This window comes from Lonsdalea quercina subsp. quercina, from assembly GCF_000688655.1.
Classification (GTDB): Bacteria; Pseudomonadota; Gammaproteobacteria; order Enterobacterales; family Enterobacteriaceae; genus Lonsdalea; species Lonsdalea quercina.
This window is the reverse complement of sequence record NZ_JIBO01000008.1, coordinates 81,698-98,797: the sequence shown is the minus strand read 5'-3', so window position 1 is coordinate 98,797 and position 17,100 is coordinate 81,698. Positions and strand designations below refer to the sequence as shown.

The window sequence follows — 17,100 nt, the reverse complement described above, 5'->3', positions numbered from 1 at the left end:
CAGGCAACGCGAAGAGTAATTACAAATCCAACAGTTCGTCAGCCCAGAGGGTCGCTTCGGTGATGAGTTTCAGCATCTGGTCTTCATTGNCCTCCATCATTTCCATGTAGGTGTTCAGCTGTTCCCAATTTTGCTTTTCATAATACGAGATGACGCTGAGATAACTCGCCAACTCCCCGGTGTTTTCCATCAGCGCGCATTTGATATGCGACGAGACCGGGATTTGCTCCAGTAAAAGGCTCATCGGAGAGTCCAGAATGGCGTCCAGCATGGAAAAGAGACCGCATAAAAAGGCCTCGAAGGGATCTTCGCGGCCATGCAGGCTGATCGATAGCAATTCACAAAATTTCCCGCGGATTAGACTCATACGATACAGCTCGCAGGATTTGTCCTTACTCCCCATCGTGATGCTGATCAGTGAAATGAATCGCCGCAATTCCCGTTGTCCCAGAAATATGGCGATGCTGCGAAACGACATGGATGTCGTGATGACGGACAGGTTGGCCTTGTAGCGGAAGTTGTTGAAATACCGCATCAGCTTGTAGGCGAGAGATAAGTCGCTATTGATCAGCCGTTCAATTCGGTCGTAGTTCAGCTCCTGTTCATTCGCTTCCTTGAGCAGTTGAATGGCGTTTTTATGATCGTTGGAGAGCCGTTTAGCTTTGAACATCTGCGGATGGCTGAAGAAATAGCCCTGAAACAGCGTAAATCCCATGGCTTTGACGCGCAAGAATTGCTCGTTGGTCTCGACCTTTTCAGCCAGGTAGCGGAGGTGTTTGTGTCTTAGCGTGCTGATGTAACGTCCAATCTCTTCAAAGGTCGACTGTTGCAGGTCAAACTTGATGATATCCACATAAGGCAAAAAACGATCCCAAATGGGGTCCATGCTGAAGTCATCCAGCGCGAGCGTGAAGCCCTTTCTCTTTAACCTCTTAACGGCAGAAAACAGTTCTTCGTCCGGCGTGGAACTTTCAAGAATTTCGATCACGACTTTATCCGCCGGTAAAATTTCCGCATGTCCTTCGACAAGGAGCTGATAGGGGAAATTAATATAGCTGAGGTGGTCGCCGGTGAGTTTATTCAACGGGGTGGTGAGAAATTGTTCTGATATTAGCTGAGCGGTGGCATATTCCGGACTAACGTCAGGAAACTTATTCGTAATACCCTGGCGAAATAGAAGCTCATAAGCTACTGGCTGTAAGTGTTGGTCTAAAATGGGTTGCCGTGCAACGAATGAATACATAAGAAACCTCCAGACTGAAAAAGGTAAAAAGAGGTAACTGGATCCTTATTAACAAATTATTCCGTGTAATATTATTTTGTCCCTGCATAGCCGGAGGGGCAGTACCATCTTCCTTCAACAATTCTAACAGTCTTTTGATTTTTTTCTGGCGGATGCCCCTGATTTCAATCGGCTAGCCATAATGGTTCATTAATTGAACCGGCCGTCCACGTGACCGCAGGAGAGATACTGTGAGGGTGTGTTGCGATACCTAATTGATTTTTATAAGTAATGAAAGAGGGGCGGTGATTTTCAAAGCAACAACCGGTCACGTGTCTTCGGGCTATCTCGATGGGGATAATCGATTGCGGTGTCATTTAACGTTGACGGGATCTCGTTGTCGCGCATTTTTTCCTCAATAATAGTTATTGTCAGATGGATAAGAAAAGACGGCTATTGTTAGCATATAGTTTTCATTTCTACAGCCGATAACAGGCAAGAGTAACTTGAATAAAATGACTAAATGCACGCGGCTCTGGCCGGACATTAATTAAGTATTCGTATTATTGAGGACTGCATGGATAATTTTCAGAAAGATATCGATGAGAGGACTAACCTCACATCCGCCAACAAGCTGGAACTCTTGTTGTTCAGATTGGGAGGCTCCGAGCAACAGGGGGGGCAATCCGAGTTGTTCGGCATTAACGTCTTCAAGCTGCGTGAAATTGTCCCCATGCCGTCTTTGACCAAGGCCGTGGGTATGAAGCCGCCCATGATGGGTATGGTGAATATTCGCGGACAGGTCATCCCCGTGATCGATCTTCCTGCGGNGGCAGGATGCAAGCCGCAAACAGGGTTGAATATTTTGCTGGTGACGGAATATGCGCGTAGTACGCAGGCGTTTGCCGTTGAATCCGTCGACGATATTGTTCGTCTTGACTGGAGCCAGGTGCTGACCGCTGAGGCGGGCGTCAGCAGCAGTTATATCACCAGCATCGCACGGCTGGACACTGACAAAGAAAGTAACAACCTGGCCCTGGTGCTGGACGTGGAGCAGATCCTGCACGACATGATCCCGGTCGATCGCGATATCCATATCAACGATATGGAAAACAAAGCGTTTCCTATCAAGCCTGGCTCGGTCGCGATTGTTGCCGAAGACTCCAAGGTCGCGCGTTCGTTGCTTGAACAAGGCCTGGAACTGATGCAGGTCCCCGGCCAGATGCATGTTACCGGTCAGGAGGCGTGGAACAAGATCCAACAGTTGGCGAAACAGGCGCAGGCGGAAAATGTGCCTATCTCCGATAAGATCGCGTTTGTGCTGACCGACCTGGAAATGCCAGAAATGGATGGCTTTACGCTGACACGCCATATCAAGGGCGATCCCTACCTGAAACACATTCCGGTGATTATTCACTCATCGCTGTCTGGCAGCGCCAACGAAGATCACGTGCGTAAAGTCGGCGCCGATGCTTATGTAGCGAAGTTCGAAATCAACGAACTGGCGGCTGCGGTCCAAAGCGTGCTGGTGAAGTAAACGCCGGGCTAGACTCGCGCAACTCCGCCCGCATCACGCCCGCGATGCGGGCGGAGAAATCCCTTTCCCGACTTTTTTCCTGACAACCTGGCCATTCACGTGACTTCGCGGCGATCTCTCGACATTCGTCGGTCGTTCGCCGGGGGCCTACGCGGNTTCTTTAATCCGCCAGCGGAGCGGNCTGAAACAACCGACGCCGCCGCAGATTCAGTAGTAGTGCAATCAGGCTGAAGCCGATCGATGCCGACAGGGCAAGATCATCGCCTTCGCTGGCGGACAGAGAGAAACACAACCCGGCCAACGCGGCACCCCAAGCTTGTCCATTTACGCGGGCGGCCGCCTGCATCCCGCCCGCGGCTCCGCTGCGGCTGCGCGGTGGCGCAGACAGCATGTCGCGGCTGTTAGGCGACTGGAAAAAACCGAACCCGACGCCGGCTAAAAACAGCCCGCAGAGCAGCCAGAGATCCCTAGTGCCGTGCGGCAACGCCACAATCAGTATCAGCCCGATAATCTGTAGACCGGCACCAGTGGCGCACAGGCTACCTGCCTGAACCCTATCGACGAACGAGGACAGGCCGAGATTCGCCAAAGNCGATCCGACGGGCCATGCTGTCATCAGCAGACCGGTTTGCACGATAGTCCGGCCGAGCGAATGCTGCATGTAAAAAGGCAGGGCGACAAATGCGCACATTTGTGCCGCAAACATGCAAAATGACGCGGCGATCGCCCAGCGAAAGCGCGGGATCTTGAACAGATCGAGCGGCAGCAAGGGCGACTCGTCGCCGAGGCAGCGCTTCACCAACCGCCACAGGCATAGCGCCGCAGACAGAATCAGCGTCAAGGCCAGCGCGGGGGATTCGTTGAGCTGGTTGAGACCGATCACGCCGAGGCTCATGCCCAACGCATTGAGCACGATGGCCTGGAGGTCGAATTTGCGCGGCTGACGCGGCGTCATGGGCAGCGCACGGGCGCAGACTAGCGCCAAAATCCCGATGGGAAAGTTGATCACGAATAACCACTCCCAGGGGGCGACGGAGAGCACTGCGGCGCAGATGGAAGGCCCGGCGGCAGAGGAGGCGGTCACGACAAACGCATTGCGCGCGAGTCCCCGGCCGAACGTTTTCGCCGGATAGGTATGGCGCAACAGCGCCGACGTACAGCACATGACGGCTGCCGCGCCCACGCCCTGGATGACGCGCGCGGCGATCAGGCCCGACATGGAGTCGGCCATTGCGCATCCCAATGATGACAGCGTAAAAACCACCACGCCCGCGCTGAAAACTTTACGGTAGCTGATGAATTCGCCCAGTGCGGCCATCGGCAGCAGCGTGGCGATGATAGCCAGCTGATAGCCGTTGACCACCCATACCGAGGTTTGCGCGCTGGCATTCAAAGAATGCGCGATGGTGGGGAGNGCGACATTCGCCAGCGTGCCGTCCAGTACGCTTAGCACGACAGCCAGTGAGACGGACAGGACAGCCCACACCCGCCGCGAACCGGGTAGACCCTCTTCCTGAGAGGGGATGGAAGTCTGTGCAGTTGACGAAGGTTTCATCGCTACGAACATCTCCATACCGTCGTCGTGATAACGAGAGCGGCACTTTTTTATCATCAGAAAGAATGCGTTGAAAAGGGGGTAAAAAACCACAGGGAAGCGCTGGGCCTCCCTGTGGTCTCATTATGGTCTCTCTTTTCAACAGAGATCAACCAAACGGTTTGTTCGCTCATCAACCTACGGGCTGTGAGCGTATGCGCGGAGGGAGCGGAATAGGAGATAGAGCGCCAGGGATCACACACAAGCCCTTTTGGATGATGTCGCGTTTTTTTAGCGTTATAACGCCGGTAGGGCATTAAGAGAAAAACGATGCTGATGCTTTATTCGGCAAATTAAGTCATACGCCCCTTTCGAGTCGATGCGTAGCCGTTCTTGAATCATAAAATTTGCCCTGCAACCCAAACCCGAAGTGCCTGGCAGCACCGACTTCACATCAAATCCACAGGACGATGTTTACCCGCTATCACGGTTTGCGACATTCAGCCCATATTTCTTCGCCCTGCCGACAAATCTCGTCATGAAGATGACTATGGAAAGGCTCTCCTTGTTTAATAAACATTTCTGCGAGTGATGTCATCATATTGACCCTGATGGCCAAGGCAAGTTAGTCCGTTTCTGTTGATAACGGCCCCAAATGTTTTGAGGCGACTTTGTGTCCGCTTCGAACGTTAACGTCTTNGTGTTTTTGTCGTGGCACGAAACAGATGACGTTGATATTTATCTTTCACTGTTGCGGTGATGACAGAGGTATCCAAGCGCATCCCCTGCGCTTTTGAGTATATTGGTATATGGTTATTAGGTCTTATGTGATTTTCATTGTGAAACAGTAATGGAGGTAGGGATCGATGGGTTTATTAAGTTTTGTGAAAGAAGCGGGCGAGAAAATCTGGGATGCCGTATCCGGCGGTAGCAAGGAAGACCAGGCAGAGAAACTAAAAAAACATATTGATAGCCTTAATCTGCCTGGTGCTGAAAAGGTCAATATTGACATCGCGGACGATGGTACCGCAACGGTGACGGGCGACGTTGGCTCACAGGAAGATAAAGAAAAAATTCTGGTGGCGGTAGGGAACGTTACCGGGGTTAGCCAAGTCAACGATAGTGTCACCGTATCGCAAAGCGGGGCGGAGAGCCGTTATTACACGGTAAAATCCGGCGACACCCTGAGCGCGATCTCTAAAGCGATGTATGGTACCGCCAATGACTATCAGCGTATTTTCGAAGCCAATAAACCGATGTTGACGCATCCTGACAAAATCTATCCGGGTCAGGTTCTGATTATTCCGACGAAGTAGGCCGTAAATCAGAGATTTGTAGCAATGATTGTAGGGAGTTTGTCATGGGATTATTAGATCAAATTGGCGGCATGCTCGGCGGGCAGGCCGGTAAGACTGAACAACTACAGGCGATCATGACCTGGGTTGAACAGCAGGGCGGTATCCAAGGCATTATGGAAAAATTTCGTAACGGCGGCTTAGGTGAAATTTTCCAGTCGTGGCTCAGTCAGCAGAGCAATATGTCGGTGAATAGTGAACAGATCACTTCGGTGTTTGGTTCGCCTGCGTTGCAAGATCTTGGCGCGAAACTGGGCGTTGATTTGCATACTGCCTCGGCGCTGATTGCCGAATACTTGCCAAAAATCGTCGATGGTCTGTCACCGCAGGGCGAAACGCCGGCCCATGGCGATCTGGTCTCTGCGGGTCTAAATCTGCTGAAAGGTAAGCTATTCAGTTAGGTTTTCGTCATATGAGTATCCACTCTCAGTCAATGACGGGCTTCTAATCAGGCCTGTCATTGATCATCAGCTAACCTGGTTACCTAATGTCAACGGCTTGCTCATCGCCGTGATCAGCATACCCCAAGGACTGTCGGCTTTGTGCGAGAAGCAGAAGTTGGCATAGGTATGAGGCTACCCGTCGTAAACCGGTCAGGCCCTATTCCTAAAAGGGGAAGGATCAGTCCACTCAAAACCACCACAATGACCGCCGGGAAATGCAAATTACAAGAGCCGGTAAGCTCAGAGATGTGTGTTAGTGAGAGGTATCCCGTTTGGACAGCCTTGCAGAAAGCTCAGCAATAGAGTGATCAACCAGAAGTTCGACAATATCGCTTCGCGTCGTTCCCACCAGCATGGCGAGTTGATCTATTTTACGTAACACGGACATGCGCAAAGATAGCGATACCGCCTTTTTCTTTTCTTTATCCAGTGACACTTTGCTGACAGTTTTGCCCGCTTTGATATCAGCACGAGAGTTCAGTGCTTCATTCATGAGACGAATCGTTTTTTTATCCAGCAATCCAGGCTCAACAAGTTGATACGAGTGAGTCGCTTTACTGTATCTAATCTCGGCAGAGTATGTTTCCCGTAACGCTCTTAGCGCACGCGTTAAAGTGGGCTCGGAACAGGTAAGCTGAGTCATGATCTTTTGGGTCGGTACTGGCGTGCCTGAGCTTAACAAAATGACTAACCGATAAATGCGTGCCTGTCGTGTACTAAGTTGCATAAATGGTGATTGCCTACTGTTGTTGTGATGGCTCAATATCCTAGAAAATACAGGTTATCGTCATGTTTCTCGCTAGGTGAAATCGTTCGGGTGCTGCTATCGGACCAATCTGAACCGTGTTGCTGAAGTTGAACTCGGACTGCTGCCGCGGGTCGATACCCAGGACAACATCTACTTCTACTTCATTTCTAAATCATCGGTCTTCACGCTGAGGCGCAGGGTGAAGCCAGGCACGATGACATGTTTAAAAAGTCGTGTGCTCAGAACGATCCGCGCCAGTTCATCAGACAACCATGAACAGACCGTAAAAGTCTCACACAGCGTTTGGGTTGAACGCCATCTCAGTGAGTTCTCATCCCTTTGCCTTAACGACCTAGAGCCTATCAGGAATAACCTCTATTTTAGGTAAATCGACGGGCAGAAAAATAATCAATTGGGCGGTTTTGCTCTGTGAAGCGCCCCCTGTTGCCGGTGGAGATCAGGCTTGCTCAGCACGCTGTTAAATAGAAGCGGTATCCGCCAGCACTAAATCCTGCTGAGTATATCGGAACGATTATCGTCAAGTTATTGAAGTTCGGCCGCCACAAATCGCCCAAGGGCATGGTGTTCTGCCCACGTCATACGCTGTTGCTGATAATAACGTAGGATCAATTTTTGCTCGTTCATTCATGGTCAGTCCCCACCCAAAGTGGGGAAAGGGGTGAATATAGGCTCGTTAAGGGATAACGCGTCGCGTACCCGAAGTCGTGCCATTGTGTTCTCATCCGTGCTCTGTGATGACGAATGGGCGGCTTTATCCAGGTCGGAACGATAACTCAGGCCCGCCTTGGTACAGCGTTTGCTGACGGAGACGTCCTGTGACCCCATGCTCAGCTATGGGGTGACATGACTAAAATTTACGCGCAAGCCCAGAACGATACCGATCGATTTGCGCAATCTTAACCCCAAGGGCACTCCCCTCAATGTTGATGGGTCAGTGTCACCAGTCGCACACCTTCCGGCGTATTTTCCGATGTAATGCCATAAATCTGAGCCTGTTCGAGCACCCTTGATGCCCAACGACGGTGGGTGGCCGGTTCGCACATAGCACCTTGCGATTTGAAGACAGCCTGACTCGAGTTAAGGATCCGCAGGGCATCTGCATGGTCGTCTGGCGTCACCATCAGCGCTCGCTCAATTTTGGCAATCTGGTTCGGATGGATGGCGGTTTTGCCGACCAGTCCGTGGGCCATATCAAGAGCCAGTTCTTGCTCCATCACGTTATGATCGTCAATGTGTTCGCAGACCGGCGAAGTTAGTGAAAAATCGCGTGAGCCGAAAACGGCCACCAGCATCTTGATAACGTACCCCATCGGGCCGTCATACAGCGTGAGATTGCGCGGACGGCGCAGCGAAATGACGTTCATCAGGTCATTTCCGCCAATACGCAGCGCAATGATCCGGTCATGACACGGATGCGCCACCAGCGTCGTGGCGAGTTCGTGCATCCGCATAACGTCGAAGACGTCTTCAGTTTCTAGCGTCGGCATCATGCAGAGGTGTGTGTCTTTCATGATGTCCCACCAGTGAGGCAGGGAGGCAAGGGTGAACTTGGGCAACACAAGTCCGTCGACCGGCGACAAATCTAAAGAGCGCGTCAGGTAACGGCCCATCTCGACGTGGCGGGGACGAATAAACACCAAGGGCCATTCAGCGCCTTGTCCCTCAGCCTTAGCGGAGCGTAATGCCGCCAATACCTGCTTGAGATTATCCATGGCAGCAGGCACCTCAGCCTCACTCACCGCGTCTTCCAGACAAATAACAATCGAACGCAGTCCTTCAATGTCATTATTGAGCACGCTGTTGGCAATATCAGAACGCGTTGCNGGCATGTAGAGCGTGGCGCCCAGCCGGTAAGGCGATAGTCTCTTTGTCATCAGTGAACCTTTTTAATGATGGTGACGGCACGGTACTGCCCAATGCGATCACCGNCCTCAGTGATGGTAATATTTTTTTCACGGGCCAAATACACCAGTAGGGCAACGTCAGGATCGTTAACCGAACGGACGAGAACGTGCTCCGGCACCCGGCGTAATACCGCCCGTGTGGCCTCAGCGATGCCGGGTTTGATCCGGTTGATGCTGTCAATATTGTATTCGGTAGCCAGCGACCCGATGACCTGTTCACTTTGCGACTTCAGCGGTACAAACTCGGCTGGGTTCCACTGGCTCGCGGGGATCGTGTTTAAATCGAGAGATCGGCGGCAATCGGCTACCGTGTCGACCAGTTCACGGCTGCACTCAAACCGACGGAGGTGTTCGCATTGAACGCAGCCGTGTAACCCCTCTGATGACCAGATAGACCGGGAGATAAGCCCTGAAACGGGGGCGCCCATAATACCGAAGGGGATTAACCAGTCATCATCGCTGGCGGCGAGCCAGGAGACACCGCAGGGGTCAGCCAATACAACAAGGCGAGGGTCTTGCGGATACCCGGTTCGTGATGCGAGCGAGCGCCGAAGTTCGCCCGTAATCGCCCCTTTTCCTGTCCAGCCATCGACAAATACCACACCTTCTGTACCGTGCCGGCGTTCAATCCAGTCCATGGCCGTTTCGTCAATACCGCGATCCCGAATGATGCTGACGCCATAGTGGTAAGACTGCTTGCCCATGTCTCGCAGTGTTTGATGCAACATCACGCCAAGAGGCACGCCAGCCCGCACCAGACTGACCAACACAATGGGCGTATCGCCAAAGCGATCGGCCAGGGCTTTCGCCAGCATCACGACTTCTCTCGCCAGACGATCAGCACCCTGATCCAACGCACGGGTAAATAAATCCAGATGCCAGCCAGTCGGCTCAGGCTCCTGACTTAGCATCTCGGAGTAATGCTTGGCTCCGGACTGAATAAGCTGCTCTTTCTGGTCGACGGGCGTCATTTCTATTTCAACTGGCTTGAGAAGAAAGTGAACGTCGTCAGACAAATAAGAACCGGAAAAAGGGGCAAAGGGTTGCATTTATTTCTCTCCGAAAACATGACGGCTGATTTGTTCGGCAAACTGGCTCTGACGAGGCAGACCAAACCAGTGGCATAGCTTCATGAAACGATGATCGCTCAGGCTGTCTCCCAGACCTATGACAGGAAAAACGCCGCGTTGGGCACGCAGTTTGTTTAGCAAATACTGGGTGGCGAGTCCTTTTTCTACCGGTGTGGGTAGCCAGGCAATGTTGTTGCTGTTTTTATGAATATAAAAACCTTCTGTCGGGAAGGCGGCTTCGATTTCATCGCCGAGGGTATAAAGTTCATCCAGTTTGGTGCTATCGGTGTGCTTCATCACCAAATATACCGGGGTGTTGTCATACTCATAATTGATACGCGCCCAACCCTGAATGCCGCGCGCTTCCATCAGCGCGGTGATGTCGCGCTGCATGGTAAGCAGTTGTTCCCGATAGGCCGCCAGGCTGTCCAGCATCTGTGCTTTCCAGGCTTCGTCAGGTTTTCCTTCCGGCGTCAGGATGACGGCTCCGTGAGTCACGATGGACCATGAGCGAAATGGGATCGTGACGCGGCTAATCTCTTCCGTACCCCGGGCAGTGACCGGGATGAAATCTGCATGTTCAAGTAGCCAGTCCACCAGTATGGATTGTTCTTCGGTCATAAAGCTGCGGGCTGTCATGGTTCGGTCTAAAGCACCCGTCCGATAGGGCTCAAGCGCCAGTTCATCCACCATTTTCCTGCGGGTCTGGAATAGCGTGTCATCGAGATCGGAGAAAACCACCGGTTTATTCATAAACGATTACCTCAACGGATGGCGCTACAGCGCTTAAGGCAGCAAGCAGGGCGGGATCTACGCTCTCCTGCGGAGTTTCGATGCACAAAAGAATGCGGTCAAATTGCTGATGAGCAACGTTATAGACAAAATTCGGGATGCCCAGCCCGTAATTATCCGTAAAGGCAATGGCAGACTCAATGGCAAAACCGGTGGATATGGGTGAGCGCGTTGTGCTGCTGAATCTGACTTCTGCGCCTTGGCATTCCAGACGCTCTGCCAGCAATAAAGGTTCCCAGACGAATTCTCCAGAACCTAGCACTAAGACTTTTTCTCCGGCTGACGCCGTGAGTGTTATCCCCAAATCTCTTGCGGGTGTAGCCATGCCCAGACGTCCCCAGCTTTGCTTGCCGGTGATGGCCACGCGGCCTGATGCTGTGACGTTCACATTTGGCATCACGGGGACGGGGGCATCCGGTTTCCCTTCCCAGCGCCAGTCTCCCTGTGCGAGAGAAACCCGTGTGACGGGCAGCGGGCACTGTTCTGTGATGGCGTTTCCGCTCCAGTCCGTTAACGTCACGGTGACGACGCGTTCTACGGCGGACAGACCCGCTTCCGTTCGCAGCGCTTCCAGCAGGTTGATAAATGTCCTTCCCGTCGTGGCTTCATCATCGATAAGCACCAGCGTTCGGGCATTGCTGACATGATCACGAAGCGCGGGGTCCGCCGGGTAATAGAGCAGGTGATCGGTGGCGTGTGAGTGATTTTCTTTAAATTCGCACATCAGCTCGCCGTCGACGGGATGGCGTGTTGAGGTCAGATAAACTGCATCGTCGAAAAGCTTCGCCGCTTCATCAAATACGCCTGCGCCCAGCCCTACGGCCGTTTCCGCCATGCCGATAAAGAGCACTGGCTGCGGCAAATCGGCAGGGAGTTGCTGCGCGAGTTGCCGGTAGGCTGAGCGCATGATGGAAGGCGAAGTAGGAATATGTCGACCTAGCACCTTACTGACAAAGAGAAAAGCCCGCTTGGGATTACGCCGCTCGGCGATATCGAAGAGTGAATCTAATGGCAGTGTTGTGCCGTTAGTTGGGGTGACCGTGAGCGTTCCACCGGACAGTTCTTTGCGATAGACAGGTTGTTCATTAATCGTCATGGCTATACGCCCCCTGGCTGGCTGACAAGTTATCGAGAATTGGGTTGTATCTAATGACGTCAGTCATAGAACGGACAACGGCGGGGGAAAAGCTTTCAATAGCAAGCAATTTGGCCTGCGGTTCCTCGATTAGCCCAAGCTGACGCAGGGCAAAAAGCGCGGGCAGGTTTACACCGCTGTGACGGGTATAACCGATGCCTCCCGATGGCCGCATGTTGATTTCAAGGAGGACGGGTTCACCCCGATCGTTGTTGCGTGTTTGTACGTTTACCAGGCCATCGGCCTGCATAATCCGCGCGCACTTTTTAGCCAGTTCATAGGCAGGGCCTGATTGCTCAATATATTGCAACGCCCCTTCTTTACGGCGGGCGACGGCCGCGATGACGTGACCTTTTTCAACCAACATATCGACGGAGTACTCAGGACCGGGCAGATAAGGCATAAGAACCAGCGGTTCAAAATTTCCCTGCTGTTCCAACGCATGCAAATACATCTCAGGATGCACTTTACGGCTGTTAGGATGGATAAACGCAGACATCGGGGTGGCATTGTCATCGAAGCACCAGAATCCCATGCCATAAATGCCGGTGACCGGTTTTACGCAAAGTAACGGTTTATCCTCTGTGGTGTGGGTGTTGCACTCGATCTGATGGCGAAGGGCTTCCGCGCTCTCAATTCGCGTCGAAGGGACAACGGGCAGGCCTTGGGCTTCCATGGTCAAGGCAAACTGGACTTTGTCGTCTGCCAGCGCCAACATCGCGGTGCTGGTGGCACCTGTGGTGAGGGAAACACCAAGGGATTCAATTTCCCGACGATGGGCTTCGAACCACGGGCTATTGTGGCCGGCATGAATGACCTGAACACCATAATTATCTATGGTGGTTTCGATGAAGCTTAAACGCTGTTCATCATCAGCGGGTTCAATGAGTGCAATATCAGCCAGAGACAGGATCTCATTTCGATTGTTGCGATGAGAGGCAACAACGTTAATTTCTTTATTCGTTCCTTTAAAAAAGTCTTTTACGCCTAAAATTAGATCGCGCTGTGACGATAGACCTTCCATGAACCAGATTGTGTGACCCATCGGCTTTATATTTCCCAGGATGAGTTGAGGGGAGATTTCCAGGAACGAGTCTAGGGGACGCTTTATACACATGTCAATCATAATATGATTAATTTTGTCGAAATGATAATTTGCGATTTTTTGTTTAAAAAACGGATTCTACTTCGTAAAAAAACGTAAAAAATTTAAGAAATATTACTTAAAATCATCTGGTTAATTTATATTTTTCAAAGTGTGTCAAAAATGTATCCCTCGTGCAACTTCGTCATGATATGATTTTTCAGTACGAGGATTCTAGATTTTAAAAAATAATGAATTAACCTATTTCTGAAGGAATGAATAATGGTTTCATTAAGCAAAAATCAAACTGTTTCACTCAGCAAAGAAACATCATCATTAAACCAGCTGCAATTTGGTTTAGGCTGGGATCCTTTGAAAAAGAAAAAAGGATTTTTCGGTAACCTGCTGGGGGGAGGCACCGACTCTATTGATTTAGACGCAGGCTGCGTTCTGTTAGATAACGCTGGCAATGCTATCGATACCATTTGGTTCCGCAAGCTTAAATCAAGCTGTGGCTCCGTTGTTCATCAGGGCGACAACCTGACCGGCGAAGGAGACGGCGATGATGAAGTCATCACCGTAGACCTGACCCGCTTACCTTCACAGGTGGAGTATCTTGCCTTCACGGTTAATAGCTTCCGTGGTCAAACCTTTAATGAAGTCGACAACGCTTTTTGCCGCGTTGTCGATCAGTCCCGCAAAGAGCTGGCTCGGTATCAGCTCACTGAACAAGGCTCGCATACCGGTATTATCATTGCCTCCTTGGCACGCAAGGGCGGCAGTTGGGACTTCACCGCACACGGTAAAGCCTCTACCGGCCGCACCATAGACGATATGCAGGCTGACATTGTTGCTACGGTGGTGCGGTGATGACGATGACGCCGGGGGGCAATGCCCCCATTCCATCACAGGTGCTGACAGTGCGCGTTCTTTCTGGCGTTCCGGTCGACGCCTCTTCGTTCCGTCTATATGCATCAGGTAAAGTGCAGGGCGACCCGGATATGGTGTTTTATGGGCAACCCGTCAACGACGACGCGTCCGTAAAACTCTCCGGTGCCGGTACAGATACGGCCTTTACGGTCGATATCGGCCGTCTTCGCCCCGAAGTGCAAAAGCTGGCCTTCACCGCAACGTGTGACGGCAATATCACGCTTTCCAGCCTGAAACATCTCTCTATCCAGGTCGAGTCGAACGGCAACGTTTTGCTGACCGGTCATGTGGATGTGTCTGGTCGCCAGGAGGCCGCGCTGATCCTCGGCGAAATTTATCGCCGTAACGCCGAATGGAAATTCCGCTTTATCGCGCAAGGTTTTAACGGCGGTCTGAAACCGCTGGCTGAACATTTCGGGGTAGACATTTCTGAAGCGCCGNCGCCGGCGCCGGCACCTGAGCCTGCACCGGTTCCACAACCGAAGTCGGAGCCTGCAAAAATCAGTTTGAGTAAAGTCTCCCTGACCAAAGAAAAGCCCTCCATCAGCCTGGCTAAGCGGGATAATTTCGGCGAAATTAAAATTAACCTTAACTGGAGTCGGGACCGACAGGCACCTAGCGGCATGTTTGGCGGGATGTTCAGTAAAACCAAGGGAATCGATCTGGATTTAGGCGCATTTATTGAACTTCAGGATGGCTCGAAAGGGGTTGTTCAGGCGCTTGGAAACAACTTTGGCCGATTGAATTCAGAGCCTTTCGTTGAATTACAGGGGGATGACCGCACTGGGCAGGTGAATGACGGCGAGTGGTTATATGTCAACGGCGGTGAATGGAAGAAAGTCCGACAGGTGCTGATCTATGCTTTCATTTATGAAGGAGTGGCAAGTTGGGATAAAACGGACGGCGTCGTGACGTTGCATATTCCTGAACAACCCCCGATTGAAACACGCTTAACCGAAGGGTCTAACCGCCACAATATGTGTGCGATCGCCCGTCTGGTGAATGAAAATGGGACCATCAAGGTTGAACGAATCAACCAATTCTTCAGTGGACACAGAGACATGGATAAAGCGCTGGGTTGGGGGTTTCGCTGGTCTGCCGGTTCAAAATAATTTAAATCCTAAGGGTGGAATAATGAGTTTCTTTAACAAAATGAAAGGCGCGTTCAGTGCCGGTCGCGATGAACTGACCAAACAGGTCGGACGCTTTAAAAACAAAAAATTCATGCAGGGTACCGTGGCTGTTTGTGCTCGAATCGCGGTCACCAGTGATGGTGTGAGCTCCGAAGAAAAACAAAAAATGATTGGTTTTCTCCAGGCTTCACCTGAACTGAAAGTTTTCGAGACTAAAGAAGTGATCGCGTTCTTCAATGAATTGGTGGCCAGCTTCAGTTTCGATTACGAAATTGGTAAAGGCGAAACCATGAAATACATTCTTGCGCTCAAAGATCAGCCGGAAGCGGCACAGCTGGCCATTCGCGTCGGTATCGCCGTAGCAAAAAGTGATGGTGACTTCGATCAGTCTGAACAAACGGCTGTAAGAGAAATAGCACTGGCGTTGGGCTTTACTCCGGCTGAATTCGGCCTTTAATTTTATACTCTGGGTTAAGGACTCATTATGGTATCCACGCATATTGGTTTCCCGGCAGAAACGGTCATCGTTTTTGTCTTACTGTCTGTCGGGGCCATCTTTATCGACCTGTTCATGCATCGTCATGACAAACCGATTTCTTTGAAGAGCGCTTCGCTTTGGACCGTGTTCTGGATCGTGGTGGCGATGGCCTTCGCCGGTTTCCTCTATGTTCATCACGGCGCTGAAGTCGCCAGCCTGTTTGTCACCGGTTATGCACTGGAGAAAGTCCTCTCCGTTGATAATCTCTTTGTGATGATGGCGATCTTCTCCTGGTTCGCAGTGCCGGATAATCTCCGCCACCGTGTTCTTTACTGGGGGGTTATTGGCGCCATCGTCTTCCGTGGGATCTTCGTGGCTATCGGGGCCAGCCTGCTGACCTTGGGGCCATGGGTTGAAATCGTCTTTGCCTTAGTCGTTCTGTGGACGGCGGTCATGATGCTGAAAAGCGGTGACGACGATGACGCAATTGAAGATTACTCCCAGCATATTGCCTACCGTATGGTGAAGCGTTTCTTCCCGATTTGGCCGAAATTGAAAGGGCACGCGTTCCTGTTAAGCCAGAAAGAAGTTGATGTTGAACTGGCAAAACCAGAAAACAAAGACATTAAAGTCGGCCGCGCGGGCAAAGCGGCTCTGTACGCAACCCCGCTGATGCTTTGTCTTGCGGTTGTGGAACTGTCCGATGTGATGTTTGCTTTCGACTCCGTACCCGCTGTTATCGCTGTAAGCCGCGAGCCGCTGATTGTGTACAGCGCCATGATGTTCGCTATTCTCGGTCTGCGTACTATGTACTTTGTACTGGAAGCGCTCAAGCAGTACCTGGCCCACCTCGAAAAAGCCGTCATTGTGCTGCTGTTTTTCATTGGTGTGAAACTGGGGCTGAATGCGACCGATCATCTGTGGCACCACGGCTACAATATCTCTGCCAATGCGAGTCTTTTCGTTGTTCTAGGGGTACTGGCTGTGGGTATTATTGTCAGCGTGTTGTTCCCTGGAAAAGCTGATGCTGAGGAAGGTAAAGAGGGTTAAGACCCCAAGACCTTCACTTTGACTAATCGCGTTAACCATTGAGGATAGAATTATGGGTGTTTCTCTTTCTAAAGGCGGTAATGTTTCTTTGAGCAAAGAAGCGCCAACAATGAAAAATATGTTGGTCGGTCTGGGGTGGGATGCTCGCTCTACTGACGGTCAGGACTTCGATCTTGATGCTTCGGCATTCCTACTTAACAGCAACGGTAAAGTACGCGGCGATACGGACTTCATCTTCTATAACAACCTGAAATCCACCGACGGTTCCGTGTTGCATACTGGCGACAACCGTACCGGCGAAGGCGACGGTGATGATGAAGCCCTGAAAATCAAACTCGACCAGATCCCTGCTGACGTGGACAAAATTGTGTTCGTGGTGNCTATCCATGACGCAACGGCCCGTCGTCAAAGTTTCGGTCAGGTTTCCGGTGCATTCATTCGTTTGGTGAATGATGACAATCAACAGGAAGTGGCTCGTTATGACCTGACTGAGGATGCCTCAACCGAAACCGCCATGCTGTTTGGTGAACTGTATCGTCACAGCGCCGAATGGAAATTCCGTGCTGTAGGCCAGGGTTACGCTGGGGGTCTGGCGTCTGTTTGCGCGCAGTACGGTATCAACGCGTCTTAATTGACTTAACGTCACGTTGCAACGGCATTTTTG

The 17,100-nt window shown here is 51.5% G+C and carries 16 protein-coding genes; 8 read left to right on the top strand and 8 right to left on the bottom strand.

Annotated elements, in window-relative coordinates:
* Positions 1-19: 19 nt before the first annotated feature.
* A complete protein-coding gene (locus RZ35_RS09370) occupies positions 20-1,243 on the bottom strand; it encodes an EAL and HDOD domain-containing protein (protein WP_026743064.1) in 1,224 nt (407 codons plus the stop codon).
* A 556-nt stretch (positions 1,244-1,799) separates the two neighbouring features.
* On the opposite strand from RZ35_RS09370, the gene RZ35_RS09365 reads away from it, so the two are divergent.
* The gene (locus RZ35_RS09365; RefSeq protein ID WP_026743063.1) at positions 1,800-2,759 is read left to right on the top strand and encodes a chemotaxis protein; all 960 of its coding nucleotides are present in this window, start codon (positions 1,800-1,802) and stop codon (positions 2,757-2,759) included.
* Between the two features lie 160 nt (positions 2,760-2,919).
* On the opposite strand, the gene RZ35_RS09360 is transcribed toward RZ35_RS09365, so the two are convergent.
* Positions 2,920-4,314 carry an MFS transporter gene (locus tag RZ35_RS09360; protein WP_036153125.1) on the bottom strand — a complete coding sequence of 465 codons (1,395 nt, stop codon included), beginning with the start codon at positions 4,312-4,314 and terminating at the stop codon, positions 2,920-2,922.
* Between the two features lie 845 nt (positions 4,315-5,159).
* Here RZ35_RS09360 and lysM point away from each other — a divergent pair.
* The gene (lysM, locus tag RZ35_RS09355) at positions 5,160-5,609 is read left to right on the top strand and encodes a peptidoglycan-binding protein LysM (RefSeq protein ID WP_026743061.1); all 450 of its coding nucleotides are present in this window, start codon (positions 5,160-5,162) and stop codon (positions 5,607-5,609) included.
* 44 nt (positions 5,610-5,653) lie between these two features.
* Positions 5,654-6,049: a YidB family protein gene (locus RZ35_RS09350; protein ID WP_026743060.1), complete on the top strand. Its 396-nt coding sequence runs from the start codon at positions 5,654-5,656 to the stop codon at positions 6,047-6,049.
* A 295-nt stretch (positions 6,050-6,344) separates the two neighbouring features.
* Here the strand turns inward: RZ35_RS09350 and RZ35_RS09345 are convergent, their stop codons facing one another.
* The 6 genes from RZ35_RS09345 to RZ35_RS09320 form a co-directional block, all read right to left on the bottom strand.
* On the bottom strand, positions 6,345-6,818 hold the full coding sequence (locus RZ35_RS09345; RefSeq protein ID WP_026743059.1) for a hypothetical protein: 474 nt from the start codon (positions 6,816-6,818) through the stop codon (positions 6,345-6,347).
* A 959-nt stretch (positions 6,819-7,777) separates the two neighbouring features.
* Positions 7,778-8,734, bottom strand: coding sequence for an HpcH/HpaI aldolase/citrate lyase family protein (locus RZ35_RS09340; RefSeq protein WP_026743058.1), 957 nt, complete (start codon positions 8,732-8,734; stop codon positions 7,778-7,780).
* Positions 8,734-9,813 (bottom strand): cysteine protease StiP family protein, encoded by a 1,080-nt coding sequence (locus RZ35_RS09335; protein WP_026743057.1) that lies wholly within the window; start codon positions 9,811-9,813, stop codon positions 8,734-8,736. The genes RZ35_RS09340 and RZ35_RS09335 overlap by 1 nt, the downstream gene beginning before the upstream one ends.
* Positions 9,814-10,587, bottom strand: coding sequence for an HAD family hydrolase (locus RZ35_RS09330; RefSeq protein WP_026743056.1), 774 nt, complete (start codon positions 10,585-10,587; stop codon positions 9,814-9,816).
* A complete protein-coding gene (locus tag RZ35_RS09325) occupies positions 10,580-11,722 on the bottom strand; it encodes a phosphoribosyltransferase domain-containing protein (protein WP_036153062.1) in 1,143 nt (380 codons plus the stop codon). Before RZ35_RS09325 ends, RZ35_RS09330 begins: the two co-directional genes overlap by 8 nt.
* Complete coding sequence (locus RZ35_RS09320; protein ID WP_026743054.1) at positions 11,712-12,806, bottom strand: ATP-grasp domain-containing protein; 1,095 nt, start codon at positions 12,804-12,806, stop codon at positions 11,712-11,714. The genes RZ35_RS09325 and RZ35_RS09320 overlap by 11 nt, the downstream gene beginning before the upstream one ends.
* A gap of 321 nt (positions 12,807-13,127) precedes the next feature.
* On the opposite strand from RZ35_RS09320, the gene RZ35_RS09315 reads away from it, so the two are divergent.
* From RZ35_RS09315 to RZ35_RS09295, 5 genes are all read left to right on the top strand, one after another.
* Complete coding sequence (locus RZ35_RS09315) at positions 13,128-13,715, top strand: TerD family protein (protein ID WP_026743053.1); 588 nt, start codon at positions 13,128-13,130, stop codon at positions 13,713-13,715.
* A complete protein-coding gene (locus tag RZ35_RS09310; protein WP_026743052.1) occupies positions 13,715-14,887 on the top strand; it encodes a TerD family protein in 1,173 nt (390 codons plus the stop codon). Before RZ35_RS09315 ends, RZ35_RS09310 begins: the two co-directional genes overlap by 1 nt.
* A 22-nt stretch (positions 14,888-14,909) precedes the next feature.
* The gene (locus tag RZ35_RS09305; RefSeq protein WP_026743051.1) at positions 14,910-15,365 is read left to right on the top strand and encodes a tellurite resistance TerB family protein; all 456 of its coding nucleotides are present in this window, start codon (positions 14,910-14,912) and stop codon (positions 15,363-15,365) included.
* A 27-nt stretch (positions 15,366-15,392) separates the two neighbouring features.
* The gene (locus tag RZ35_RS09300) at positions 15,393-16,436 is read left to right on the top strand and encodes a TerC/Alx family metal homeostasis membrane protein (RefSeq protein ID WP_026743050.1); all 1,044 of its coding nucleotides are present in this window, start codon (positions 15,393-15,395) and stop codon (positions 16,434-16,436) included.
* Positions 16,437-16,488: 52 nt separating this feature from the next.
* Positions 16,489-17,067 carry a TerD family protein gene (locus tag RZ35_RS09295; protein ID WP_026743049.1) on the top strand — a complete coding sequence of 193 codons (579 nt, stop codon included), beginning with the start codon at positions 16,489-16,491 and terminating at the stop codon, positions 17,065-17,067.
* The last annotated feature ends 33 nt before the right edge of the window (positions 17,068-17,100 follow it).

Bases quoted from the DNA above. Each gene is read 5' to 3' on its own strand.
- lysM (WP_026743061.1), top strand. From the start codon at position 5,160: ATGGGTTTATTAAGTTTTGTGAAAGAAGCGGGCGAGAAAATCTGGGAT.
- RZ35_RS09350 (WP_026743060.1), top strand. From the start codon at position 5,654: ATGGGATTATTAGATCAAATTGGCGGCATGCTCGGCGGGCAGGCCGGT.
- RZ35_RS09345 (WP_026743059.1), bottom strand. From the start codon at position 6,818: ATGCAACTTAGTACACGACAGGCACGCATTTATCGGTTAGTCATTTTG.
- RZ35_RS09330 (WP_026743056.1), bottom strand. From the start codon at position 10,587: ATGAATAAACCGGTGGTTTTCTCCGATCTCGATGACACGCTATTCCAG.
- RZ35_RS09325 (WP_036153062.1), bottom strand. From the start codon at position 11,722: ATGACGATTAATGAACAACCTGTCTATCGCAAAGAACTGTCCGGTGGA.
- RZ35_RS09320 (WP_026743054.1), bottom strand. From the start codon at position 12,806: ATGGGTCACACAATCTGGTTCATGGAAGGTCTATCGTCACAGCGCGAT.
- RZ35_RS09315 (WP_026743053.1), top strand. From the start codon at position 13,128: ATGGTTTCATTAAGCAAAAATCAAACTGTTTCACTCAGCAAAGAAACA.
- RZ35_RS09305 (WP_026743051.1), top strand. From the start codon at position 14,910: ATGAGTTTCTTTAACAAAATGAAAGGCGCGTTCAGTGCCGGTCGCGAT.
- RZ35_RS09300 (WP_026743050.1), top strand. From the start codon at position 15,393: ATGGTATCCACGCATATTGGTTTCCCGGCAGAAACGGTCATCGTTTTT.